Origin of the sequence: Nocardioides sp. Leaf374, assembly GCF_916862475.1 — a bacterium.
Taxonomy (GTDB): Bacteria; Actinomycetota; Actinomycetes; order Propionibacteriales; family Nocardioidaceae; genus Nocardioides; species Nocardioides kribbensis.
This window is the reverse complement of sequence record NZ_CAKASO010000040.1, coordinates 1-20,440: the sequence shown is the minus strand read 5'-3', so window position 1 is coordinate 20,440 and position 20,440 is coordinate 1. Positions and strand designations below refer to the sequence as shown.

At 73.0% G+C, this 20,440-nt stretch carries 18 protein-coding genes and 1 tRNA gene; 12 read left to right on the top strand and 7 right to left on the bottom strand.

Annotated features, from left to right (window positions below):
• Nucleotides 1-64 precede the first annotated feature (64 nt).
• Nucleotides 65-1,531, top strand: a complete 1,467-nt coding sequence (pyk, locus tag LPA27_RS15715) for a pyruvate kinase (protein ID WP_056862531.1) — start codon at nt 65-67, stop codon at nt 1,529-1,531.
• Between the two features lie 31 nt (nt 1,532-1,562).
• On the opposite strand, the gene LPA27_RS15710 is transcribed toward pyk, so the two are convergent.
• Nucleotides 1,563-2,324 (bottom strand): helix-turn-helix domain-containing protein, encoded by a 762-nt coding sequence (locus tag LPA27_RS15710; protein ID WP_228943040.1) that lies wholly within the window; start codon nt 2,322-2,324, stop codon nt 1,563-1,565.
• A gap of 48 nt (nt 2,325-2,372) precedes the next feature.
• Nucleotides 2,373-2,445 (bottom strand) — tRNA-Leu (locus LPA27_RS15705).
• Nucleotides 2,446-2,526: 81 nt separating this feature from the next.
• Here LPA27_RS15705 and LPA27_RS15700 point away from each other — a divergent pair.
• The 7 genes from LPA27_RS15700 to LPA27_RS15670 all read left to right on the top strand — a co-directional run bounded on the left by LPA27_RS15700 (nt 2,527) and on the right by LPA27_RS15670 (nt 8,703).
• A complete protein-coding gene (locus tag LPA27_RS15700; RefSeq protein ID WP_156718247.1) occupies nt 2,527-2,718 on the top strand; it encodes a hypothetical protein in 192 nt (63 codons plus the stop codon).
• Between the two features lie 127 nt (nt 2,719-2,845).
• A complete protein-coding gene (locus LPA27_RS15695) occupies nt 2,846-3,469 on the top strand; it encodes an ANTAR domain-containing response regulator (RefSeq protein WP_056862534.1) in 624 nt (207 codons plus the stop codon).
• 204 nt (nt 3,470-3,673) lie between these two features.
• Nucleotides 3,674-5,080 (top strand): ABC transporter permease subunit, encoded by a 1,407-nt coding sequence (locus LPA27_RS15690; RefSeq protein ID WP_156697704.1) that lies wholly within the window; start codon nt 3,674-3,676, stop codon nt 5,078-5,080.
• 10 nt (nt 5,081-5,090) lie between these two features.
• Nucleotides 5,091-6,086 carry a branched-chain amino acid ABC transporter permease gene (locus LPA27_RS15685; protein WP_228943039.1) on the top strand — a complete coding sequence of 332 codons (996 nt, stop codon included), beginning with the start codon at nt 5,091-5,093 and terminating at the stop codon, nt 6,084-6,086.
• Complete coding sequence (locus tag LPA27_RS15680) at nt 6,076-6,978, top strand: ABC transporter ATP-binding protein (RefSeq protein WP_056904499.1); 903 nt, start codon at nt 6,076-6,078, stop codon at nt 6,976-6,978. Before LPA27_RS15685 ends, LPA27_RS15680 begins: the two co-directional genes overlap by 11 nt.
• Nucleotides 6,975-7,760, top strand: a complete 786-nt coding sequence (locus LPA27_RS15675) for an ABC transporter ATP-binding protein (RefSeq protein WP_056862538.1) — start codon at nt 6,975-6,977, stop codon at nt 7,758-7,760. The genes LPA27_RS15680 and LPA27_RS15675 overlap by 4 nt, the downstream gene beginning before the upstream one ends.
• Nucleotides 7,761-7,893: 133 nt before the next feature.
• Nucleotides 7,894-8,703, top strand: a complete 810-nt coding sequence (locus LPA27_RS15670; protein ID WP_228943038.1) for a DUF1963 domain-containing protein — start codon at nt 7,894-7,896, stop codon at nt 8,701-8,703.
• Here LPA27_RS15670 and LPA27_RS15665 read toward each other — a convergent pair.
• Nucleotides 8,684-9,703, bottom strand: coding sequence for a beta-carotene 15,15'-dioxygenase, Brp/Blh family (locus LPA27_RS15665; protein WP_228943037.1), 1,020 nt, complete (start codon nt 9,701-9,703; stop codon nt 8,684-8,686). The two genes, LPA27_RS15670 and LPA27_RS15665, sit on opposite strands and share 20 nt — an antisense overlap.
• A 215-nt stretch (nt 9,704-9,918) precedes the next feature.
• On the opposite strand from LPA27_RS15665, the gene LPA27_RS15660 reads away from it, so the two are divergent.
• Nucleotides 9,919-10,770: a bacteriorhodopsin-like gene (locus tag LPA27_RS15660; RefSeq protein WP_082503114.1), complete on the top strand. Its 852-nt coding sequence runs from the start codon at nt 9,919-9,921 to the stop codon at nt 10,768-10,770.
• 131 nt (nt 10,771-10,901) lie between these two features.
• Here LPA27_RS15660 and LPA27_RS15655 read toward each other — a convergent pair whose 3' ends face one another.
• Together LPA27_RS15655 and LPA27_RS15650 are read right to left on the bottom strand one after the other, a co-directional pair.
• The gene (locus LPA27_RS15655; protein WP_056862541.1) at nt 10,902-12,197 is read right to left on the bottom strand and encodes an ABC transporter substrate-binding protein; all 1,296 of its coding nucleotides are present in this window, start codon (nt 12,195-12,197) and stop codon (nt 10,902-10,904) included.
• A gap of 164 nt (nt 12,198-12,361) precedes the next feature.
• Nucleotides 12,362-13,183 (bottom strand): DUF554 domain-containing protein, encoded by an 822-nt coding sequence (locus LPA27_RS15650; protein ID WP_228943036.1) that lies wholly within the window; start codon nt 13,181-13,183, stop codon nt 12,362-12,364.
• A 128-nt stretch (nt 13,184-13,311) separates the two neighbouring features.
• On the opposite strand from LPA27_RS15650, the gene LPA27_RS15645 reads away from it, so the two are divergent.
• Nucleotides 13,312-13,890, top strand: a complete 579-nt coding sequence (locus LPA27_RS15645; protein WP_056862542.1) for a GNAT family N-acetyltransferase — start codon at nt 13,312-13,314, stop codon at nt 13,888-13,890.
• 54 nt (nt 13,891-13,944) lie between these two features.
• Here the strand turns inward: LPA27_RS15645 and LPA27_RS15640 are convergent, their stop codons facing one another.
• Nucleotides 13,945-14,388 carry a PaaI family thioesterase gene (locus LPA27_RS15640; RefSeq protein ID WP_228943035.1) on the bottom strand — a complete coding sequence of 148 codons (444 nt, stop codon included), beginning with the start codon at nt 14,386-14,388 and terminating at the stop codon, nt 13,945-13,947.
• 88 nt (nt 14,389-14,476) lie between these two features.
• Here LPA27_RS15640 and polA point away from each other — a divergent pair, with 88 nt between their 5' ends.
• A complete protein-coding gene (polA, locus tag LPA27_RS15635; protein ID WP_228943034.1) occupies nt 14,477-17,182 on the top strand; it encodes a DNA polymerase I in 2,706 nt (901 codons plus the stop codon).
• A 58-nt stretch (nt 17,183-17,240) separates the two neighbouring features.
• Here the strand turns inward: polA and LPA27_RS15630 are convergent, their stop codons facing one another.
• The gene (locus LPA27_RS15630) at nt 17,241-18,494 is read right to left on the bottom strand and encodes an oligosaccharide flippase family protein (RefSeq protein WP_228943033.1); all 1,254 of its coding nucleotides are present in this window, start codon (nt 18,492-18,494) and stop codon (nt 17,241-17,243) included.
• A 128-nt stretch (nt 18,495-18,622) separates the two neighbouring features.
• Here LPA27_RS15630 and LPA27_RS15625 point away from each other — a divergent pair, with 128 nt between their 5' ends.
• Nucleotides 18,623-20,389 (top strand): hypothetical protein, encoded by a 1,767-nt coding sequence (locus LPA27_RS15625; RefSeq protein WP_228943032.1) that lies wholly within the window; start codon nt 18,623-18,625, stop codon nt 20,387-20,389.
• The last annotated feature ends 51 nt before the right edge of the window (nt 20,390-20,440 follow it).

Here is a 20,440-nt window from a genome sequence, read left to right as displayed (position 1 = left end):
ACTCCCGCCGGTTTTGTCCTTGGAAAGTGTTGGAACGTTCCAAGACAGCGCTAGGGTGAGGGACGTGCGTAGAGCCAAGATCGTCTGCACCCTGGGTCCCGCGACCTCGTCGCCGAGGCGCATCCGTGAGCTGGTGTACGCCGGCATGGACGTCGCCCGGCTGAACATGAGCCACGGCAGCCACGCCGACCACGCGGAGAGCTACCGCCTGGTCCGCGAGGCCTCCGACGCCAGCGGCCACGGGGTCGGCATCTTCGCCGACCTGCAGGGCCCCAAGATCCGCCTGGAGCGCTTCGCCGACGGGCCGGTCGTGCTGCGACGCGGTCAGGTCTGGACGATCACGACCCGCGACGTGCCCGGCGACATCGAGAGCTGCGGCACGACCTACAAGGGCCTGCCGGGCGACGTCGGTGTGGGCGACCCGATCCTCATCGACGACGGCAAGATCCGGCTGCGGGTCACCGGCGTCGACGACACCGACGTGACCACGGAGGTGCTGGTCGGCGGCAAGGTCTCCGACAACAAGGGCATCAACCTGCCCGGCGTCGCGGTCTCGGTGCCGGCGCTGTCGGAGAAGGACGTCGAGGACCTGCGCTTCGCGCTGTCGCTCTCGGTCGACTTCATCGCGCTGTCCTTCGTGCGCGACGCCCAGGACGCCGAGGACGTGCGGGCCATCATGCGCGAGGAGGGCGTCATGGTGCCCGTCATCGCCAAGATCGAGAAGCCGCAGGCCATCGAGAACCTCGACGAGGTCGTCGCGGCCTTCGACGGCATCATGGTCGCCCGCGGCGACCTGGCCGTGGAGTGCCCGCTCGAGGACGTGCCGTTCCTGCAGAAGCAGATCATCCAGAAGGCCCGGCTCAACGCGAAGCCGGTCATCGTGGCGACCCAGATGCTTGAGTCGATGATCTCCAGCCCCTCGCCCACGCGGGCCGAGGCCTCCGACGTCGCCAACGCGGTGCTCGACGGCTCCGACGCCGTCATGCTGTCGGGGGAGACCGGGGTGGGGGAGTACCCCGTCGTCACCGTCGAGACGATGGGCCGCATCATCTCCTCCACCGAGCGCCAGGCCCTCTCGGCCGGCGCCGTCGCCGGGGTCCGTGAGATCGACTGGGACCCCCACACCAACGGCGGCGTGATCGCCAAGGCGGCCGCCGAGGTCGCCGAGCGCGTGGGCGCCAAGTACGTCGTGGCCTTCACCCAGTCCGGTGACTCCGCCCGGCGGATGTCGCGGCTGCGCGGCCCGATCCCGATCCTGGCCTTCACCCCCGAGGCGGTCGTGCGCTCGCAGCTCTCGCTGAGCTGGGGTGTGGAGACCTTCAAGACCGCGCCCGTCGAGCACACCGACGAGATGGTGCGCCAGGTCGACGAGCAGCTGCTGCGCATCGGCCGCGTGCAGGAGGGCGACCTGGTGGTGATCATCGCCGGTGCGCCCCCCGGCATCCCGGGGTCGACCAACGCGCTGCGCATCCACCGGATGGGCGACGCGATCAACGAGGTCGCCCCGGCCTACCGTCGCCCGGAGGCCTGAGGCGGGTCCTGCGGACCTCTCGGGCAGAGGATCAGCCCTTGAGCCCCACCAGCGCGTCGAGGCGGGCCACGCCGGCGCGCGTGGAGACGCTGATGGTGCGGTACGCCGACTGCCGCCAGGCCACCTCCACCAGGTCGAGGGCCCAGCAGCACAGGCCACGGATGTCGGCCGAGGCGTTCACGAACTGCCAGCGGGGGTAGCCGTAGCGGCGCACCGTGCCGTCACGCAGCCGCCGCGACGTCCAGTTGGCGCTGCGTGAGCCGTCGGAGTGGAACAGCCCGCGCAGGAAGGCGGCGGGGTGCGCCTCGACCGCCGCGCGCTGCCAGGCCTCGAGCACGATCGGCCGCTCGTGCTTGCGGCCGGGCCCGTGCTGGGGGAACAGGCAGGGCCAGTGGCGCCAGTTGACGTGGACCACCGTCGTTCCGGGTGCGGACACCCGGAACACCCGGGCCCCCGGGCGGACCTGCGCGACCACGGTGGCCACGTCCTCCACGATGCCGGGCAGGGAGGCATCACAGGCGACCCGCAGCGACACGGTGCGCCTCTGCTGCGAGACGCAGCCGTCGCCGAGGTAGTAGCCGAGGAGGACGGCGTAGGGCTCAGCCGCCAGCGGAGCCTCGCCACACGTCGGGCAGTCGACGTCGCGTCGGCGGTGCCGTTCCTCCCGCCAGCGCCCGAGCCGCCAGTCGCGGACGGTCGTGCGGGCCACACCGAGGCGGCGCCCGATCTCGCTGTCGCTGGCGCCACCCTCGTGCTCCCGCCGGGCGGCGGCGACCAGGTCGTCGGGGTGCATGGCCCCACGGTCCCCTCACGCACCGACATCCCGGGGGAGCCGGACGGGTGCCCCGGGTGGGATTCGAACCCACACTGCATGGTGTTTGAGACCATCGCCTCTGCCGTTGGGCTACCGGGGCCACGACGCGCGCAGACGCTACCCGACGGTGCTCCGGGCTCGACAGTCGACAAAAGTCGACCAGATAACTACAGTTTGAGTCATGGCGAGGGCAGTGATCGGCAGGGGCGGCCACTGGGCGCCGTGGCGGTGGGCGCGCGCCAGCCACGAGCGCGCGGTGCGCAACGCCCGCGAGGGTGCCACCGACGCCGCCCGTCGTCGCCTCGAGCGGGCCGAGGTCGAGCTCTTCCTCGCGACGCCCCGCACGGCGCGGCGCGCACAGCACCCGGCCTGACGACCGCCGCGCCACCTCCCGACGCCCTCCTGACGCTCCGACCGGGGAGGGCCACGCGCAGGGCCCGCCGGTCGGCGCCTCGCGGTCTCGCGCTCGGCCGCGGCGCGGCGGGCGATAGCCTGTCGCCGTGACCGACGCCCCCGCCCCCGCCGCGCCCAGCACCCGGACGGTCGTGATCGCCGAGGACGAGGTGCTCATCCGCATGGACCTCGCCGAGATGCTCACCGAGGAGGGCTGGTCGGTGGTGGGGCAGGCCGGCGACGGGGCCAAGGCCATCGAGCTGGCCGAGCAGCTGCGCCCCGACCTGGTCATCCTCGACGTGAAGATGCCGGTGCTCGACGGCATCGCCGCCGCCGAGTCCATCGCCGGTCAGCGGCTCGCGCCGGTCGTCATCCTCACCGCCTTCTCCCAGCGCGAGCTGGTCGAGCGGGCCCGCGACGCCGGTGCCATGGCCTACCTGGTGAAGCCCTTCACCCAGAGCGACCTGGTGCCGGCCATCGAGATGGCGGTCAGCCGCTTCGCCGAGGTGCAGCAGCTGGAGACCGAGGTCGCCGACCTCACCGAGCGGCTCGAGACCCGCAAGGCCGTCGACCGGGCCAAGGGCATCCTCCAGGAGCAGCTGAAGGTCTCCGAGCCCGAGGCCTTCCGCTGGATCCAGAAGACCGCGATGGACCTGCGGCTCTCGATGCGCCAGGTGGCCGAGGGGGTCGTCACCCACGGCCCCGGCATCGCCTCCGGCCCCGGTTCCTGACCGCGGCGCCGGGCGGCGCCCGTCGGTCCCCGGACGTCCCGCGCCCGTCTGCGCCCGGGTCGGGGGCGCCCGCGTGCCCGGGTGCCTGCATCAGGGTTGTCACCGTTTGGTGTCGGTCCGTCACAGAGCCCTTGCGCGACCCCCGCCGACCCCTACACTCCTCGCAGCCCTCGCCGGAAGTGCGTGGAACGACAGGAGTTGTGTGTGGCTTCGCGATTGATGGCGCTCCTCGCGCTCGTGGCGGCCTCGCTGGTGGCGGTCCTGCTGCCACTGGCCGCCCACGCCGGGACGACGAGCCCCAGCCCCAGCCCGTCCAGCAGTCCGTCGGCGGAGTCCTCGGCCTCTCCCGGGGCGTCGCCCTCGGGTGACGCCGGCGCCCCGCAGCCGACGATCGGTCCTGACGAGACCGGCATCAACGTCCTCCTCACCGACAGCTCCGACCTCGACGCCGAGGGCAACGGCACGCCGATCCCCGACGTCGGCCTGACCGTCACCGACGAGTCCGACCAGGAGGTCGGCGAGGGCGTCACCGACGCCGAGGGACGCGCCATCATCGCCGTCCCGTCGAAGGGCACCTACACCGTGACCCTCGACGAGGCGACGCTGCCGGAGGGGGTGGAGCTCGACTCCGACACGCCCTCCTCGGTGACCGTCGTCGCGCGTCTCGACGGCCCCAACAACTTCGGCGCCTTCCCGATCGGCGTCGTCGCGGCCGACACCGCGACCTTCGCCGACAAGCTGGCCGCGGCCCTGGTCTCCGGGGTGAAGTTCGGCCTCATCGTGGCCCTCGCGGCCCTCGGCCTGTCGCTGATCTTCGGCGCCACCGGCCTGACGAACTTCTCCCACGGCGAGCTGATCACCCTCGGCGGCATCTCGGCCTACGTCGCCAACCGCACCTTCGGCCTGCCCGTCATCGTGGCCGGCATCGTGGCGGTGGTCGTCTGCGCGGCCTTCGGCTGGGCCCAGGACCGCGCGCTGTGGAGACCGCTGCGCGCCCGCGGCACCGGGCTGATCGCGATGATGATCGTCTCGATCGGGTTCGGCCTCTTCCTGCGCAGCCTCTACCAGTACTTCTTCTCCAGCTCGACCAAGTCGCTCTCGGAGTACACCAGCCAGGCGCGCGAGAGCTACGGGCCGATCGCGCTGGCCGACAAGGAGCTCGCGATCATCCTGATCGCGCTCGTGGCGATCGCCGCGGTCTGCGTGGCGCTCATGCGCACCCGCCTCGGCAAGGCCATGCGCGCGGTCTCCGACAACCCCGCCCTGGCCGCCTCCTCCGGCATGCGCGTCGACGGCGTCATCAGCTACGCCTGGATCCTCGGCACCGCACTGTCCGGGCTGTCGGGCGTGCTGCTGGCCATCAACAGCCAGGTCAACTTCCTGATGGGCTTCAAGCTGCTGCTGCTGGTCTTCGCGGCAGTCACGCTGGGCGGCCTCGGCACCATCTGGGGCGCGCTGTTCGGCTCGATGGTGATCGGCCTGATGGTCGAGGTCGGCCCCCTCTTCGGGGTGCCCTCGTCGATCAAGGAGGTCGGCGCCCTCGTCGTGCTCATCCTCATCCTGCTGATCAGACCCCAAGGCATCCTGGGTCGTCGCGAGCGGATCGGTTAAGGACCCCGACATGGACTTCACAGACATCTTCTCGACGGCCCTGACCCAGGCCCTGGGTCCCAACGCCATCGTCTACGCCCTGGCCGCGATCGGCCTCAACATCCACTTCGGCTACACCGGCCTGCTCAACTTCGGTCAGGCCGGCTTCATGGCCGTGGGTGCCTACGGCCTCGCCGTCACCGTGGTCGTGGCCGGGCTGCCCTTCGGCGTGGGCCTGGTCATGGCCTTCGCCGCCCCGCTGCTGCTCGCCGTGCTGCTCGGGTTCCCGACCCTGCGGCTGCGGGCCGACTACCTCGCCATCGCCACCATCGCGACGGCGGAGATCCTGCGCCTGGTCTTCGGCTCGGTGGAGATGAAGGACTACTTCGGTGGCTCCAACGGGCTCACCGGATACTCCAGCGTCTACAAGGACCTCAACCCCTACTCCGAGGGCATCGACTGGGGCATCGTGCGCTACAGCCGTGACGACCTCTGGTCGGTCACGGTGGGCTGGGTCCTCGTGGCCCTCGGCTGCCTCATCGTGTTCACGCTGATGCGCAGCCCGTGGGGTCGCGTGCTCCGCTCGATCCGCGAGGACGAGGACGCCGTGCGCTCGCTGGGCAAGAACGTCTTCGCCTACAAGATGCAGGCGCTCATCCTGGGCGGCATGTTCGGTGGCCTGGCCGGTCTGTTCCTGGCCCTGAAGCAGTCCTCGGTCGTGCCGAGCGACTACTCCACCAACATCACCTTCTACGCCTACACCGCGCTGCTGCTCGGTGGTGCGGCCCGGGTGCTCGGTCCCGTGGTGGGCGCGATCATCTTCTGGTTCCTGCTGTCCGGCCTCGGCTCGTTCTTCGGCCAGGCCACCTCGGGCGTCGACCCGCTGATCCCCAGCTGGATCATGGACGACACCCAGTCCAGCCTCGTCCGCTTCATCATCACCGGACTGGCACTGATGCTGCTGATGATCTACCGACCACAGGGGATCTTCGGTGACCGGAGGGAGATCGCGATCGATGGACGCTGACTCGACAGGGCGCGCCGGCCTCGCCGGCGTCCCCACCGACCCCGGGGCCCGCAAGCCCGACCCGCTGATCGTCGGCGACAACATCTCCCGCGCCTTCGGCGGCCTCAAGGCCGTCGACGTGGAGCACCTGGAGATCCAGCGCGGTGTCATCACCGCGCTGATCGGGCCCAACGGCGCCGGCAAGACCACGCTGTTCAACCTGCTCACCGGCTTCGACACCCCCGACACGGGCGACTGGAGCTTCAACGGCAAGCCCCTCAGCGGGGTCGCGGCCTACAAGGTCGCCCGCCGCGGCATGGTGCGCACCTTCCAGCTGACGAAGGTGCTCTCCAAGCTGACCGTCATCGAGAACATGCGCCTGGGGGCGACCGGCCAGCGCGGCGAGCGCTTCTGGTCGGCCCCCTTCAAGTCCCTGTGGTCCTCGCAGGAGGACGAGATCACGCGTCGTGCCGACGAGCTGCTGGTGCGCTTCAAGCTCGACGCCAAGCGCGAGGACTTCGCCGGCTCGCTCTCGGGCGGTCAGCGCAAGCTCCTCGAGATGGCGCGCGCGCTGATGGTCGACCCGGAGCTGATCATGCTCGACGAGCCGATGGCGGGTGTGAACCCGGCGCTCAAGCAGTCGCTGCTCGGCCACGTGCAGTCGCTGCGCGACGAGGGCCGCACCGTGCTCTTCGTCGAGCACGACATGGACATGGTGCGTCACATCTCCGACTGGGTCATCGTCATGGCGCAGGGCCAGATCGTCGCCGAGGGCACCCCCGCCTCGGTGATGGCCGACCAGCGCGTCATCGACGCCTACCTCGGCGCCCACCACGACACCGACCTCAGCGAGATGGACGAAGAGGCCATCATGGAAGAGGCCATGGCCGAGATCGAGGGGACCAAGGAATGAGCGGCACCACCGAGCCCGACAGCCCCGAGCGCCGCGCCCACGAGGCCGGCGCCGAGGGCGCCGTCCTGCGGGCCGACAACCTGATCGCGGGCTACCTCCCGGGTGTCAACATCCTCAACGGCGCCGACTTCTACTGCCAGCCCGGTGAGCTGGTCGGCATCATCGGACCCAACGGCGCCGGGAAGTCGACGCTGCTCAAGGCGCTCTTCGGCCTGGTCAAGATCCACACCGGCCAGGTCACGCTCAAGGGCGAGGCGATCACCAACAAGCGGGCCGACCAGCTCGTGGCGCAGGGCATCGGCTTCGTGCCGCAGACCAACAACGTCTTCCCGAGCCTCACCATCGAGGAGAACCTCGAGATGGGCTGCTACCAGGCTCCCAAGACGTTCCAGGACCGCTTCGACTTCGTCACCGACCTCTTCCCGACCCTCGGCACCCGGCGCAAGCAGCGCGCGGGCTCGCTGTCGGGCGGCGAGCGTCAGATGGTGGCGATGGGCCGCGCCCTCATGATGGACCCGTCGGTCCTGCTGCTCGACGAGCCGTCGGCGGGTCTGTCGCCGGTGATGCAGGACGAGGTCTTCGTGCAGACCCGCAAGATCAACCAGGCCGGGGTCTCGGTCGTCATGGTCGAGCAGAACGCCCGTCGCTGCCTGCAGATCTGCGACCGCGGCTACGTCCTCGACCAGGGACGCAGCGCCTACACCGGCACGGGCCGCTCGCTGGCCGACGACCCGAAGGTCATCGAGCTCTACCTCGGCACGCTGGGCAAGCAGGCCTCCTGAGCCGGCCCCACCTCGGCTGCGGGAAGCGGTCCCGCTCCTGCGGGAGCAGGAGCGGGACCGCACCCGTGTCGCTGCCGGGTGTCGTCGACAAGGGGCCGGGTCCTCCTTGGCTGCCCCCTCCACGATGGTGGACATGACCGCACTCGCCAGCGAGCACCTGACCGCCCTCGCCCGGGAGCACCTCGACGAGGCGGGCGCGAGGGCCTGGCTCGGGCTGCTCCGCCCGGCGGTGCTGCTAAGACCCGCCGGGCCGGGGGAGCCGGCGGTGGCGCGGCTCGGTGGGTCGCCCGACCTCCCACCGGGCGCCGACCGCCCGCGGTGGCCGGGTGAGGGTCCGCTGCGCCTCGTCGCCGAGGTGGACCTCGCCGCGGTGGCCGCCGCCGGCCTCGACGCCGGCCTGCGGCTGGCGAGCACCGGACGGCTGCTCGCGTTCTGCTACGACGACCCCGACGGCACCGGTGCGATCGTCGACGCCGCCGATCCCGGCACCGCGGCGGGGTGGCGACTGCTCCACGTGGAGGGGGTCGGGCCGGCCCTGGGGGCACACACCGCGCTCGCCGGCGTCCAGGTCCTCACCTGGCCCGACAGCGAGCACCCGGTGCTCGAGATCGCCGGGGTCGAGCTCCCCGACGCCATGGAGGAGCGTCTGGGGGAGCTGCTCGACGACGCGGTCGGTGAGGACGCGGTCGGTCACCAGCTCGGAGGCTGGGCCCGTCCGGTGCAGGGAGCGGTGGAGTGGGAGGCGGCCGAGGCCCGGCTGGGCACGGCGACGTGGGACGAGGAGCACCGCCGCGAGGCGCTGCGGTGGCGCCCGCTGCTGCAGGTCGACGGCGGCGCGGACTCCGCCTGGGGCGACGCGGGCTGCCTCTACTGGCTCGCCCGCACCGACGGCACACGACCGCCGGAGCCCTCCGAGCTGGGCTTCACCTGGCAGACCGGCTGAGTCGGCCGGGGTGCCGGGCGCGGTGGTCGCTCCACAGCACGACCAGCATGTGCGGCACCGTCAGGGCCAGCAGGAGCAGCAGCGTCGTGGCGAGCGCGCGGCTCGGGTCGGCGGCGCGCACGGACCCCGCGAGGAGGGCGGCGAGCACGGCCGTGGCCGCGAGGGTGGGCCACGCGGCGCGGCCGGCCAGGACGCGCACCGCTCGGGCGGGGTCACCCGCGGCGACCCAGGAGGCGCAGCGCTGGTCGTCGAGCAGCAGGCGGGCGCAGTGGCGCAGACCGTGCCAGCCGCCGAACCACAGGGCGAAGGCGGCGAGCGGCGGCACGACCGCCCCGAGGAGGCCGAGCACCAGCACGTCGGCGGCGACCTGACGCTGGCCCGCCCGCAGCGCGGCCGTCGTCGCCACCGCTGCGGCCGCGACCCAGGTCGCGGCGAGCGCGGCCCGCATGACGGGCTCGCCCAGGAGCGGCCCGAGCCCGGGGGAGACCGCGGTGCCGACGTCGACCAGGAGCGGCCCGGCGCGGGCCAGCGGCAGCAGCAGGGCGCCGGCTCCCGCGAGAGCGACCGCGACCGACACGACGGGGCCGGGCCGCCACCCGGAGACCTCCCTGACGACCTCGAGTTCGCCGAGGCCGAAGTGCACCACGCTGAGCAGCAGCACCGCGACCAGGGCCACCGGCCCCGCGGTGGCGAGCAGGACCCAGCTCACCGCGGCGACCGCGGCGTACGCGAGGGCGACCACGGGCCACGACCGACGGGCGAGCCGCGCGGCCACGACGTGGTCGACGGCACCGTGCGGCAGACCGAGGAGCAGCCCGGCGCCCGCGACGGCGAGCACGAGGGGACCCGAGACCCCGGCGGGGACCGGCGCCGCCGCCAGCACGACGGCCCCGCCGACGGCCACGACCGCGAGTCGGCGCGACCAGCGGCACGCGGTGCGGAGCACGTCGACGCGCGCCGGCCCGCCGGCGGGGGCGAGTCGGGGCTCGAGGACGGTCACACCGCGAGTATCGACCTCGGCGACTGCCTCGGGGACCCCTGGACGGCAAAATCTCAACAAAGGATTGAAATATCTTGTTGAAGTTCACGTGGAGGTCCACACTGAGGCTGCGTCAGCGGCCCACCACGGCCCGCATCGGCGCAGGTCAGCGCCACTTGTGCTGACCTGAGGGCGCCGTCGCCCTCCTCGGCCACACGTCAACGGAGGTCGTTCCAGTGATTCCCGATCAACTCACCCAGGGCCAGTACGACACGGTCTACAACCTGCTGTCGCTGGTCATCGCGGCCCAGCTGTTCACCGCGCTGTTCCTCGTCGCCGCCCAGCCGCGCGTGCTGCCGCGCTACCGGCAGGCGCTCCTGGTCTCCGCGGTGGTGTGCGGCATCGCCGCCTACCACTACTTCCGCATCTTCAGCTCCTTCAAGGAGGCCTTCGTCACCGACGCGGTCGGGGGTGAGGGCACCTACACCCAGGCCGTCGGTGCGTCGTTCAACGAGGGCTACCGCTACGTCGACTGGCTGCTCACGGTGCCGCTCCTGCTCGTGGAGCTCGTCGTCGTCCTCGCCCTGGCCCGCAAGCTCCAGGCGTCGCTGCTGTGGCGGCTCGTGCCGGCCTCGGCGCTGATGATCGTCCTGGGCTACCCGGGGGAGATCAGCGACAGCGACGCCCTGCGCCACGTGTTCGGGCTGCTGTCGACCCTGCCGTTCCTCTACATCCTCTACGTGCTCTTCGTGGAGCTGACCCGGTCGCTGGACCGCCAGCCGCCCGCGGTGCGCCAGACCATCTCGCGGCTGCGGATCCTCCTCTTCGCCTCGTGGGGGGTCTACCCGATCGCCTACCTGCTGCCCCTGCTCGGTCTCGACGGCTCCGACGCCTGGGTCGGCAAGCAGGCCGGCTACTCCATCGCCGACATCCTGGCCAAGGCGCTCTACGGCCTGCTCATCTACCGCATCGCGCGCCTGAAGTCCTTCGCCGACGACCCGGCCTTCGAGGCCGCGGAGGAGGGCACGGCGCTCGAGCGGCCCGCCTCGACGCGGGACCGCGGGGCGTCCACCACCACGGTGGCCTGAGCGGGGGGACCGGTGCGCGCGTCGCCCGGTCCCTCCCGCTCCCGTCCGGGCGGGACGGCGCAGGGCCCCGGAGCGGTGCTCCGGGGCCCTGCGGATGAAGCGGGTGCTGGTGGTGCGGTGCCGCGGTCGGCTCAGATGTCGCCGCTGATGTAGTCCACCGGCGAGATCTTGTTCTGCGCGTCGTACTCGTAGATGCCGATCGACGCCGAGGTCGGGCTGCCCAGGTCGCTCAGCTCGATGGGGCCGGAGACACCGTCGTAGTCGATGTCCTCGCCGTCGGCCAGCAGGCCGGCGCACTCCTCGAAGGTGGTGCACGTCGTGCCCTCGCGGGTCACGTCGGGGATCTGCTCGGCGATGGCGTCACCGGCGTCGCTGTCGGCCGCGATCGCGGCCAGGGCGGAGACGATGGTGGCGTCGTAGGACTCCGCGGCGTAGGCGTAGTCCTTGAGGTTGTCGTCGACCGTGGCCAGGCGGTCCTTGAAGTCGGCCGCGGTCTCGGCGCCCGGGATCGTGCCCTTGGTGCCCTCGAGGGTGCCGTCGGGCAGCGGAGCGGTGGCCGACTTGTCGTAGTTGGCGGTGTTGCCGTCGACGAAGTAGGTCGGCAGGTCCTGCGGACCGGCGCCGGCCTGGATCAGCTGCGGGATGATCGAGGTGGTCTCCTCGAAGGCGACCAGCACGACGGCGTCGGCGCCGGAGCCCGCGATCTCCTCCACCTGCGAGTCGTAGGACTGGGCCTTCTCGCCGTAGAACACGGTGGCGGCGACCTGGCTGCCGGCGTTCTCCAGGTTGGTGGCGATCTGCTCGGCCAGGGTCTCGCCGTAGGCGTCCTGGCGGGCGAGGATCGCGACGTTCTGGCGACCGTCCTGCAGCAGCAGGTTGGCCATGACCGCACCCTGGAGGATGTCGGAGGGGGCGGTGCGGAAGTAGTTGTCCGGCTCCGCGTAGTCGCCCTCGTCGAAGGCGGTGGAGGTGTTGGCCGGGGAGAACATGACCGCGCCCGAGGACATGATCTTGTCGATCACGGTGAGCGAGACGCCCGAGGACGCGGCACCGACGATGACGTCGGCGCCCCCGTCGAGGAGCTTGTCGGTCTCGGCCGGGGCGATACCGGAGTCGGTGTCGCCCGAGTCGCCGCGGACGCTCTCGACGTCGGCACCGAGGACGCCGCCGGCCTCGTTGATGTCGTTGACGGCCAGGTCGACGCCGGCGAACTCCGGCGGGCCGAGGAAGGCCAGGCTGCCGGTCTGCGGGAGCAGCGTGCCGAACACCAGGGTGCCGTCGCCCTCCGCGGTCGGGGCCGAGGACCCGCTGTCGGAGCTGGTGGAGCTGGGCTCCTCGTCGCCCGAGTCGCTGCCGCAGCCTGCGAGCACCATCGCGCTGGCAGCCGCAACGGCGGCGAGGCGGATCGTGGTGGATCTACGCTTCATCTGTCCTCCGGGATCTCGTGGCACCGTGGTCGGGGTCACGGCACAGGAGGCAACCTAGTGCGCAGGGGCCGCTTTGGTACCCCGCTTGCGCAGGCTGAAACGTTTGTGGCCGATTCGTGACCTTGAGGCCGGATCGGTGCCCCGGGGGGCCCGTCACGCGAGGATCAGCGGTACGCCGCGAGCGCCGTCACCAGCAGCGGAGCCACGAGCAGCGCCGGCAGCAGGTCGGCCACGGCCACCTCGCGGATCCGCAGCAGCCGCAGCGCGACCCCGACGAGCAGCAGCCCGCCGGTGGCCGTGATCGCGGCGAGCTGGGCGTCGGGGAGCACGTCGCCCAGCGCGAGCCCGACCAGGGTGAGCCCGCCCTGCACGGTGACGACGGTGAGCACCGAGGCGGCCACGCCCCACCCGAAGGAGGCCGCGAAGGCGATGGCGGCGAAGAAGTCGAGGGTCGACTTCAGGTAGAGCTGGTCGGCGCCGTTGCCGAGGCCGTCGTTGAGGGAGCCCAGGATGGTCAGCGGGCCGGTGCAGAAGACCAGGGAGGCCACGACGAAGCCCTCGACGAAGCGCCGCCGCCGCTCGCCCGCCGCCGCTCCCGGTCCGGCGGCGTCCGGTGCCGCGGCGTCCGGCACCGCGGCGTCCGGTGCTGCGTCACCCGGCCCGGAGCCCCCGCCCAGGCGGCGCTGCAGCCAGGCCCCCAGCTGCTCGACGCGCTGCTCCAGGCGCAGCGTGGAGCCGACGATCCCGCCGACCAGCATGGCGCCGAGGACGACGAGCATCGGGGCGCTGCTGCCGACGGCGTCGCTCAGGTCGGGGGAGAGCACCTCCATCGCCGAGGTGGCGGCGATGAGCAGCGTGACGAGGCCGAGGGCGTCGGTGACCAGCTCGCGGGTGCGGGTCGGCAGCCGGTTGCCCAGCAGGACGCCCAGCCCGGAGCCCACCAGGACCGTCGCGACGTTGACGAGCGTGCCGGCACCGGGGATCACGGGACTCCTCTGACAGTCGATCGGGTGGGAGCGTAGTCTCGACGGCGCGTCACACGCACGAAGGGGGCTCGCCGGGGGGCGCCCACCACGGACGGGCCCTGCCGAGGGCCCAGGGGAGGGTCGGGTCGATGACACGCTCGCAGGTCTCGCTGCGGCCCGCCGAGGTCGCCGACGCCCTGTTCCTGGCCGAGCTGTGGGCCGACTCGCTGCGTCGCACCGACCTGCAGGAGCAGGTCGCCGACCTCGAGGTGGTCATCAAGTCGGCCGCCGACTCGCCCGAGCAGCGGCTGCTGGTGGCCGAGCACGACGGCGAGCCGGCCGGCGCGGTCTACCTCCGCGTGGCCACGGTCAGCCCGATCAACCTCGAGCCGGTCGTGCAGGCGCTCTCGCCCCACGTCCTGCCGGCCTACCGCCGCCGCGGCATCGGCCGCACCCTCATGGAGTCGGCCGTCGCCTACGCCGAGGAGCTCGGCGTCGCCCACGTGATGACCGCGGCCGACTCCGGCTCCCGCGACGCCAACCGCTTCATGGCCCGCCTCGCGCTCGCCCCGCAGGCGACCGTCAGGGTCGCCGCCACCGCGCTGGTGCGCAGCAAGATCGAGGCCCAGCGCCCCGGCACCGGGCGCGGGCTCACCAGCCGGCAGCGCGGGCAGGTGCTCGCCGCCCGCCGCTCGCTGCGGCGCAAGGAGTCCCAGGCCGAGGCCTGAGCCCGCTCCGTCGACAGGGCCCCGGCCGGTCCGAGGACCACCCGGGGCGCCGGGTCACATGCCCAGCTGCTCCTTGGGCACCAGCGCGCAGGTGATGCGCGCGGTGCAGACCCGCTTGCCGCGCTCGTCGGTCACCACGACCTCGAAGCACGCCGAGGAGCGCCCCAGGTGCACCGGGGTCGCGGTGCCCGTCACCAGGCCCGCGGTCGCCGAACGGTGGTGGGTCGCGTTGATGTCGACGCCCACCGCGACCTTGCCGAGCGGGTCGGCGTGCAGCGCCGAGCCCATCGAGCCGAGGCTCTCGGCCAGCACGACCGAGGCCCCGCCGTGCAGCAGGCCGTAGGGCTGGGTGTTGCCCTCGACGGGCATGGTCGCCACGACCCTGTCGGCGGAGAACTCGACGAGCTCGATGCCCATCTTCTCGTTCAGCCCACCCATGCCGTGGGGCAGGGAGGCCATCAGGTCGTCGGTGGACCGGGGTGCGGGGGTCTGGCTCATGGGGCTCAACCTAGCGGGGATCGCGGCACCGGCCGGGCCCTCCGGCGGCGCGGGTGGCGGTGTCCCCGGCGACGGATAGAGTCGCCGGGTGCCCGAGACGACGCCCGCTCCCGACGCCTCCGCCCGCCCGCGACTGCTGCTGCTCGACGGCCACTCGCTGGCCTACCGCGCCTTCTTCGCGCTGCCGGTGGAGAACTTCTCGACGACCACGGGGCAGCACACCAACGCCGTCTACGGCTTCACCTCGATGCTCATCAACGTGCTGCGCGACGAGCAGCCGACGCACCTCGCGGTGGCCTTCGACGTCTCCCGGCAGACCTTCCGGCTGGAGGAGTACTCCGAGTACAAGGCCAAGCGCAACAAGACTCCCAGCGAGTTCGGCAGCCAGCTGCCGCTGATCGAGGAGGTCCTCGGGGCGCTGCGGGTGCCGTTCCTGAAGAAGGACGGCTTCGAGGCCGACGACATCATCGCCACGCTGGTGACCCAGGCCCAGGCCGACGGCATGGACGTGCTCGTGCTGACCGGCGACCGCGACTCGCTGCAGCTGGTCACCGAGGCCTGCACGGTGCTCTACCCCATGCGCGGCGTCTCCGACCTGGCCCGGATGACCCCGGAGGCCGTGGAGACCAAGTACGGCGTGCCCCCGCACCGCTACCCCGAGCTGGCCGCGCTGGTCGGCGAGGACTCCGACAACCTCCCCGGCGTGCCCGGGGTCGGCCCGAAGACCGCGGCCAAGTGGATCGCGCAGTACGACGGCCTCGACAACGTCATCACCCACGCCGACGCCATTAAGGGCAAGGCCGGCGACAACCTGCGCGCCCACCTCGGCGACGTGATCCGCAACCGTCGCCTCAACGCCCTCGTGCGCGACCTCGACCTCGAGCTGCTGCCCGCCGACCTCGCGATGCGGCCCTGGGACCGCCAGGAGGTCCACACCCTCTTCGACGGGCTGGAGTTCCGCGTGCTGCGCGACCGGCTCTTCGAGACCCTGACCTCGGAGGAGGAGGTCGACGGTCCCGGCTTCGAGGTCGGCGGCACCACCCTGGGCGCCGACGAGCTGGGCCCGTGGCTGGAGGAGACCGGCGACGGCGTCGTGGGTCTGCACGTGCGGGGCGCGTGGGGCGCCGGCTCCGGTCGTGTCGACGGCCTCGCGCTGGCCGCCCCCGGTGATCGCACGGCCTACGTCGACGCCGCCACCCTGACCCCCGCCGACGACGCCGCGCTCGCGGCGTGGCTCGGCGACGCCGCCCGGCCCAAGGTGCTGCACGACGCCAAGGGCCCGGTGCTGGCGCTGGCCGCCCACGGCTGGACCCTGCGCGGCCTGCAGAGCGACACCGCGATCGCGGCGTACCTCGTGCGGCCCGACCAGCGCTCCTACGACCTGGCCGACCTCACGCTGCGCTACCTGCGCAGGGAGCTGCGCGAGGAGACCGACGGCGACCAGGGCCTGCTCTTCGACGAGGACGAGGCCGTCGCCGACGTCGCGATGCTGCGCGCCCGCGCCGTCGTCGACCTCGCCGAGGCCCTCGACACCGCGGTGGAGGAGCACGGCGGGCGCGAGCTCATGGCGCAGGTCGAGCTGCCGCTGGTGGAGCAGCTGGCCCGCATGGAGCAGGTCGGCATCGCCGTCGACACCGACCACCTGGAGGCGCTGGAGTCCCACTTCGCCGACGAGGTCAAGCAGGCCGCCGACGAGGCCTTCGCCGTCATCGGCAAGGAGATCAACCTCGGCTCGCCCAAGCAGCTGCAGGTGGTGCTCTTCGACGAGCTCGACATGCCCAAGACCAAGCGCACCAAGACCGGCTGGACCACCGACGCCGACGCGCTGCAGGCGCTCTACGTCAAGACCGAGCACCCGTTCCTGCTGCACCTGCTGCGCCACCGCGACGTCATCCGGCTGCGCCAGACCATCGAGGGCCTGCTCAAGACCGTGGCCCCCGACGGGCGCATCCACACCACCTACAACCAGACGATCGCCGCCACCGGCCGGCTCTCCAGCACCGACCCCAACCTGCAGAACATCCCCATCCGCACCGAGGAGGGTCGGCGCATCCGCGAGGCCTTCGTGGTCGGCCGCGGGGCCGACGGTGCCGACTTCGAGTGCCTGATGACCGCCGACTACAGCCAGATCGAGATGCGCATCATGGCCCACCTCTCCGAGGACGCCCTGCTCATCGAGGCCTTCAGGTCGGGTCGCGACTTCCACTCGATCACCGCGGCCCGGGTCTTCGACACCCCGGCCGACGCGGTCACCGTCGAGCAGCGGGCCAAGATCAAGGCCATGAACTACGGCCTGGCCTACGGGCTCTCGGCCTTCGGGCTCTCCCAGCAGCTCGGCATCGAGCCGGGCGAGGCCCGCGGGCTGATGGAGGAGTACTTCGAGACCTTCGGCGGGATCCGCGACTACCTCGAGGGCATCGTCGAGGAGGCCCGTCGCTCGGGCTTCACCGAGACCATCATGGGGCGCCGTCGCTACCTGCCCGACCTCACCAGCGACAACCGTCAGCGCCGCGAGATGGCCGAGCGGATGGCGCTCAACGCCCCCATCCAGGGCTCGGCCGCCGACATCATCAAGGTCGCGATGCTGCGGGTGGAGGAGGCGATCGCCGCCGAGGGCCTGCGCTCGCGGATGCTGCTCCAGGTGCACGACGAGCTCGTGCTCGAGGTCGCCGCCGGTGAGCGGGAGGCCCTCGAGGCCCTCGTGCGCACCCACATGGGCGGCGCCGCCGACCTGGCCGTGCCGCTCGACGTCTCCGTCGGCACCGGCCGCAGCTGGCACGACGCGGCCCACTAGCCGTCCCCGGCCGGACGCCCGCTCCCGTCGCCGGTGGTGCCGGAGGGCGCGGGCGGGCTCAGTCGCCGACGCGCGCCGGTGCCGCCTCGGGGGCGACGGCCGGGCGGTCGAGCAGGGCCAGGGTGAGCAGGCACACGAAGAGGCAGGCGTCGATGACGACGACCAGCACGATGAGCGAGCCCACCGACTCCACCGTCAGCGCTCCCGCGACGAGCACGACGAGCCCGGTCCACAGCGCCAGGATCGCGCGGCCCTGGCGACGGGCCAGGGCGGAGTAGAGGAGCAGCTGCAGCATCGCCAGCAGGGTGCCGACGATGGCGAAGAGCCACAGCGCGGACTTGATGTACTCGAAGTCGGAGCCGCCGACGAAGAGCAGCGCCAGGTCGGGCAGGAGCAGGGTGCCGCCGAGCGCGCACGCCCCGAGGACCGCGGTGGTCGACAGCGACAGCAGCAGGGCGCGACGGCTGGCGCCGTCGGAGGCCATGCTGGGGAAGGCGATGACCACGACGAACTGCGGCAGGAAGAGCACCGCCTTGACCAGGATCAGACCGGCGGCGTAGAGGCCCGCCTGGTCGTCGGGCAGCACGGCGCGGGCGACCAGGATGTCGGCGTTGGAGAGGGCGAAGAAGGCGAAGAGGGCCTGGCTGCTGCGACCGACCTCGCGCAGCAGCTCCACGCCGGGGTGGCCCTCGGGTGTCTCGACCTCGGGGCGGGGACGCCGCAGCGCGACCCAGCCGACCAGCACCGGCAGCCAGGCGCCGAGCGCCACCCCGAGCATCGCTGCGAACTCGGTCGGCCACACCGCCATCAGTCCCAGTCCGCAGGCGACGCGGCCGAGCCCCTGGGTGAGGTAGACCAGGGCCAGCGGCTCCCAGCGGCGCTCGCCCTGGAGCACCCCGGCCTGCGCACCCATGAGGGTCAGCGGCGCCGCCGCGAGGGCGACCAGCATCGCGGTGGGAAGACTGTGGAGCTGGAGCACGGTGTTGAGCACGGGGGAGGCGAGCAGGCACAGCGCGCCGAGTCCCAGCGCGCTGCGCACCCCGACGCCGAGCACGACCCGCTCGATCTCCTCGGTCTGCGCCGGCGCCGCCGAGATCCGCCGGGCCCCCGTGGCCTGGAGGCCCAGCGACAGCACGTTGACCACGAGCAGGACGCCCATGAGGGCGGAGAAGGCGCCGAAGGGCTCGCGGCCGAGCAGGTGCGCCGCGGCCACGGTGTAGCCGTAGGTGGCGACGTTCATGACGCCCATCGCCACGGCGATCGAGGCGCCGCCGCGCAGGCGCCGGGTCGTCGGCGCGGTCGTGGGGGTCACGGGCACGAACACTACGACGGGGCGCGCCGCCGGTGGTGCCCGGACGCCCCGGCCGGGGTGGTTGGATCACCGCGACCCCGCGCGCGACGGACGACGAGGGCGTCGACGAGGGGAGGACGAGGGGGACCGTGACCGACACCGGACAGCACGACCCCTCCGAGCGCCGCGTGGTCGACCCCCGGCGCACGCCGCCCTGGCTGGTGCCGCTGTGGTCGCTGCTCCTGGCGGTCCTGCTGCTCGGGCCGGCCCTCGCGCCGGGCTACGTGCTGACCTTCGACATGGTGTGGGTGCCCGACCTGGCCCTGCGACCCGACGTGTGGGGGCTGGGCTCGGGGCTGCCGCGGGCGGTGCCGTCCGACGCGGTGGTCGGGCTGCTCGACGAGGTGGTCGGCGGCATGGTGCTGCAGAAGGTCGTGCTCCTGGGGAGCCTGGTCGCCGGCGGCGTGGGGGCCGCGCGGCTGGCGCCCGGCCCGACCCCGGTGCGGCTGCTCGCCGTCGGGCTGTGGCAGTGGAACCCCTTCGTGGTCGAGCGGCTCGTGCTCGGCGCCTGGCCCGTCCTGGTCGCCTACGCCGCGCTGCCGTGGCTGCTGCTGCTCGCGCGGGAGTGGCGCGTGGTGGGCCGCGCGCCCCGCCGGCTGTGGCTGGTGGTGCCGCTGGCCTGCCTGAGCGCGAGCGCGGGCCTGGCCTCGGCGCTCGTGCTCGTGCTGGCCGCCTGGGGGCGCGGCCGGCGTCGCGCGGTGCTGGCGATGGCGGCGGCCGGCAACGCGCCGTGGCTGGTGGCGGGGGCGCTGCACGCGTCGGTGGCGACCACCGACGCGGTGGGCGCGCGTCTCTTCGCGCTGCAGGGGGAGGGCTCGGTGCCGGGTCCGCTGGCCGCGCTGACCCTGGGTGGGGTGTGGAACGTCGAGGTCGTGCCGCCCAGCCGCCTGGGCGCCACGGGATGGGTGGCGCTGGTCGTGCTCGTGGCGCTGGCCCTGCTCGGCTCACGCGCCTGGTGGCGGGCGACGCCGGCGCGGGAGCGGGGCGTGCTGCTGGCCGCGTGGGCGACCGGGTGGCTGCTCGCCGTGCTCACCTGGGCCGTGCCCGCCGCGCTGGGCTCGCTGGCGGCGACCGTGCCGGGGCTGGGCCTGCTGCGCGACGGGTCGCGGCTGCTGCTGCTGTGCGCGCCGCTGCTGGTGCTCCTCGTGGCCCACGGCGCCGGTGTGCTGCTCGCGCTGGCGCGTCGCTCGGCGGCCCCGGTGCTGCCGCTGGCGGTGGCGGGGGCCGCGGTGCTGCTGCCCGTCGCGCTGCTGCCCGACGCGACGTGGGGCGCGGCGGGCCGGCTGGGCGCCGTCGACCTCCCGTCGTCGTGGGCCGCGGCGCGCCCGGTGGTCTCGGCCGCCGCGGCCCCCAGCGGGGGCGACGTGCTCGTCCTGCCCGCCTCGAGCTACCGCCGGCCGGCGTGGAACGACGACCGGAAGGTGCTCGACCCCCTCGGTCGCTACCTGGCGCCCGACTACGTCGCCGACGACTCCCTCGTGGTCGACGGCACGGCCGTCGCCGGGGAGGACCCCCGCGCCCGCGCGGCGCTGGCCGCGCTCGACGCGGGCACCCCCGGGGCCGCCGCCGCGGAGCTCGCCGCCTTGGGCGTCGCGGTGGTGGTGGTCGACCTCGAGGCCGCCGCCGCCCTCTCCGCCGACGTGCCCGACGTGGCCGGGCAGGTGCTGGTCGACGGGCCCGAGCTCCGGGTCGTGCGTCTCGCCGGGGTCGAGGCGGACCCGTCCCCGCGCAGCTGGGTGGTCGCGCTGGTGCTCGCCTGGACGGCGTACCTGGGGGGACCCGCGGTGGTGGGCGTGCTGGCCCTGCCGACCGGACTGCGGGCCGCGGCGCGCCGCCTGCGCAGGAAGTCGGCGTGAAGTCCGCCTGAGACCGTCGTCACTGTTAGGCTCTCCCCGAACTCAGGGAGG

Bases quoted from the DNA above. Each gene is read 5' to 3' on its own strand.
- LPA27_RS15675 (WP_056862538.1), top strand. From the start codon at position 6,975: ATGAGCGGCACCACCGAGCCCGACAGCCCCGAGCGCCGCGCCCACGAG.
- LPA27_RS15640 (WP_228943035.1), bottom strand. From the start codon at position 14,388: ATGAGCCAGACCCCCGCACCCCGGTCCACCGACGACCTGATGGCCTCC.
- LPA27_RS15700 (WP_156718247.1), top strand. From the start codon at position 2,527: ATGGCGAGGGCAGTGATCGGCAGGGGCGGCCACTGGGCGCCGTGGCGG.
- LPA27_RS15655 (WP_056862541.1), bottom strand. From the start codon at position 12,197: ATGAAGCGTAGATCCACCACGATCCGCCTCGCCGCCGTTGCGGCTGCC.
- LPA27_RS15710 (WP_228943040.1), bottom strand. From the start codon at position 2,324: ATGCACCCCGACGACCTGGTCGCCGCCGCCCGGCGGGAGCACGAGGGT.
- LPA27_RS15645 (WP_056862542.1), top strand. From the start codon at position 13,312: ATGACACGCTCGCAGGTCTCGCTGCGGCCCGCCGAGGTCGCCGACGCC.
- LPA27_RS15685 (WP_228943039.1), top strand. From the start codon at position 5,091: ATGGACTTCACAGACATCTTCTCGACGGCCCTGACCCAGGCCCTGGGT.
- LPA27_RS15680 (WP_056904499.1), top strand. From the start codon at position 6,076: ATGGACGCTGACTCGACAGGGCGCGCCGGCCTCGCCGGCGTCCCCACC.
- LPA27_RS15670 (WP_228943038.1), top strand. From the start codon at position 7,894: ATGACCGCACTCGCCAGCGAGCACCTGACCGCCCTCGCCCGGGAGCAC.